We start from the raw sequence: 2,431 nt of genomic DNA on the forward strand, positions 1-2,431 counted from the left end.
TGCTGTGGGGGATGTGCGCCCCTCTCAGGTTTACGCGGGGAAGCTGCCCAAAGCCGATCTACCCCAGATGTTGCCGTTGGAGCCGATCCCTGACCTGCTGGCAGCTCTGGCCCGCCACAAACGCCCTGGCCAACGCCTCATCGGCTTTGCCGCCCAAAGTGGGGATCCCTTGCCACCGGCCAGAGAGAAGCTCCGCCAGAAGGGCCTGGATGCTATTGTGGCCAACCCCATCGACCAACCGGATAGCGGCTTTGGCAGCAGCCACAACCAAGGCTATTGGATCCCCCAGCAGGGAAGTCCAGAGCGGATCCCATTGGCAACCAAGCCAACCCTGGCCCACCGGCTGCTGGATCTGGCCCGGCAATTGGAGTTGGGCTACTTTAGTTAAACTCCCTCTCCCTCTGGAAGAGGGGCCGGGGGTGGGGGCTGTGCGGTACAGAACGCTAAACTTCCCGGAATAGCTGTTCGCGAACTGCCTCAAGAACCTGTGTAAAGCCACAGGGGCAAGCCCGAGGTGCTCGCTTCAAACTGCAGACGGGCCAAGGCTTCTGCTGCCGGCAGAAATCGAGACCAACCTCTGCGCCGCGGGAGCAGGTCGTAGAACTTCGCATCCGTCGGCAAACCCGCCAGCTCTGCCGCCCAAAGGCGGGCATCTTCTTCTGTGCCCAAGCGATCCACCACACCCAAGTGGAGGGCCTGCTCTCCGCTGAAAATGCGGCCATCGGCAAAAGTTTTGACCACATTCAAACTCAACTTGCGGGCAGCAGCAACCGTCTGCACAAACTGGCCGTAGGTGATGTCGATCAACTCTTGCAGGATGTTTCGCTCTTCTGGGGTCAGCTCGCGATCAAACGAGAGAATATCTTTGTAGGGGCCAGACTTAATTACCTTAAATGAAATCCCCACCTTATCCAGGAGGCGTTCGATATTGTTGCCTCGAATGATCACACCAATGCTACCGGTGATCGTTCCTGGGTTGGCGACAATTTTTTCGGCTCCCATGGCAATATAAACCCCCCCAGAGGCGGCAATGTTGCCAAAGCTGGCGACAATACGGGTGCCCTTTTTCTCTCGCAAACGCAAGAGGGCATTGTAGATTTCTTGGGAGTCGGCCACCGTCCCACCTGGACTATCGATGCGCAGCACCACGGCAGGGATATGGTTTTCTTCCGCCTCTTTCAGGGCCTTGAGAACCCGCTCGCGAGTTTTGCCATCAATAGCCCCTGCCACCTCAATGCGGCCGATTTGCCGGCGCAAGCCACCCAAGAATAATCGCTTCAGCATGGAAAAGAACTGGATAGGGATAAGTGCATATTCTGTATCATGAATGGCGGCTTGTGGCCCGGTCAACCAGTTGCCTAGACGTTGCCATACACCGGGATCACCGCCCCTCGCAGATCCCGCGCTGCTTCTGAGACCAAAAAGGCGATCACCTGCCCGATGGACTCTGGCTTGACCCACAGCTTGGCTCGCTCGGATCCCATGGCAGCTCGGTTGGCCGGCGTGTCGATGATGCTGGGCAGGATGACGTTGGCTGTGATGTCGGTGCCTTGGGTTTCGGCGGCAATGGTGCGGGTCAGGGCCACCACCCCTGCTTTGGAAGCGCAGTAGGCGGCCAATTGCGGGCCCGGCTCCACCGCTCCTCGGGATCCCACCGTTACAATCCTCCCATAGCCCTGTTGCCACATTCTGCGCAGGCTGTGCTTGCAGGTCAGGAATGTGGTGGTGAGGTTGAGGTCGAAGTCGCGATACCAGTCCGCCAAGCTGTACTCGTGGGTGGGGCCCATGGCAAAGCCCCCCACCAGGTGGATCAGCCCATCCACGCGGGGTAGGTCGGCAATGACGCGGGCAACCGCCGCCTCATCTGTTAAATCCACTTGCACAAAGCGAACCCGATCCAGAGCATTGGCCGGCAGGCGCTCCCGCAAAATGGTGAGATCTTTCTCTTGGCGATAGGTCAAGGTCAGCTCTGCGCCGCTGGCCAGCACCACGGGAACCACCCCCAAACCCAGCCCGCCTGTGCCGCCGGTCAAGAGGATTTGCTTGCCTTGGTTGCTTTGCATGGATGCACCTGCATTGGCGAAAGGGATCCAGAACAAGATCGGGAAGGGACTTCAAAAACCCCAGAGGATGTTTGGGTTCGTCCAACTGAGCTTCCCTCTCTCACCCTACCCCGGTTCCTGCCCCTCTTGAAGAACAACAGCCCTTTTGGGCGCTTTCTCCAGCAGCAGGTCGCTCAAGGCCAGCCAGTGGGGCAGGGCCAGCTCTTCGGCGCGGGCATCGGGGTTGAGGCGGAGCTGAGCCAAAGCTGCTGCGACCACCTCTCGCTCCACCAAGCTTCCCAGGGCATTGACGAGCTTCTTGCGGCGGGTGGAGAACCCCTGCCGGAGGAGGTGGTTAAACCAGCGGGGATCCCGGACGGGGGTGGGGG

General features: G+C 59.6%; 3 protein-coding genes and 1 pseudogene. 1 reads left to right on the plus strand and 3 read right to left on the minus strand.

Annotated elements, in window-relative coordinates:
• Positions 1 to 388: phosphopantothenoylcysteine decarboxylase (locus NW837_RS09170; protein WP_414330877.1), on the plus strand; the 388-nt coding region annotated here is incomplete at its 5' end.
• Positions 389 to 477: 89 nt separating this feature from the next.
• Here NW837_RS09170 and sppA read toward each other — a convergent pair.
• The 3 genes and pseudogenes from sppA to NW837_RS09185 form a co-directional block, all read right to left on the minus strand.
• Entirely contained in the window at positions 478 to 1,284 is an 807-nt protein-coding gene (gene sppA, locus NW837_RS09175) for a signal peptide peptidase SppA (RefSeq protein WP_414330880.1), read from the minus strand.
• Between the two features lie 74 nt (positions 1,285 to 1,358).
• Entirely contained in the window at positions 1,359 to 2,063 is a 705-nt protein-coding gene (fabG, locus tag NW837_RS09180; protein ID WP_414330883.1) for a 3-oxoacyl-ACP reductase FabG, read from the minus strand.
• Between the two features lie 105 nt (positions 2,064 to 2,168).
• Positions 2,169 to 2,431 (minus strand): annotated as a pseudogene (locus NW837_RS09185) (16S rRNA (adenine(1518)-N(6)/adenine(1519)-N(6))-dimethyltransferase); the annotation flags it as partial.

It is taken from the genome of Synechococcus sp. R6-10 (assembly GCF_047461815.1).
Lineage (GTDB): Bacteria > Cyanobacteriota > Cyanobacteriia > Thermostichales > Thermostichaceae > Thermostichus.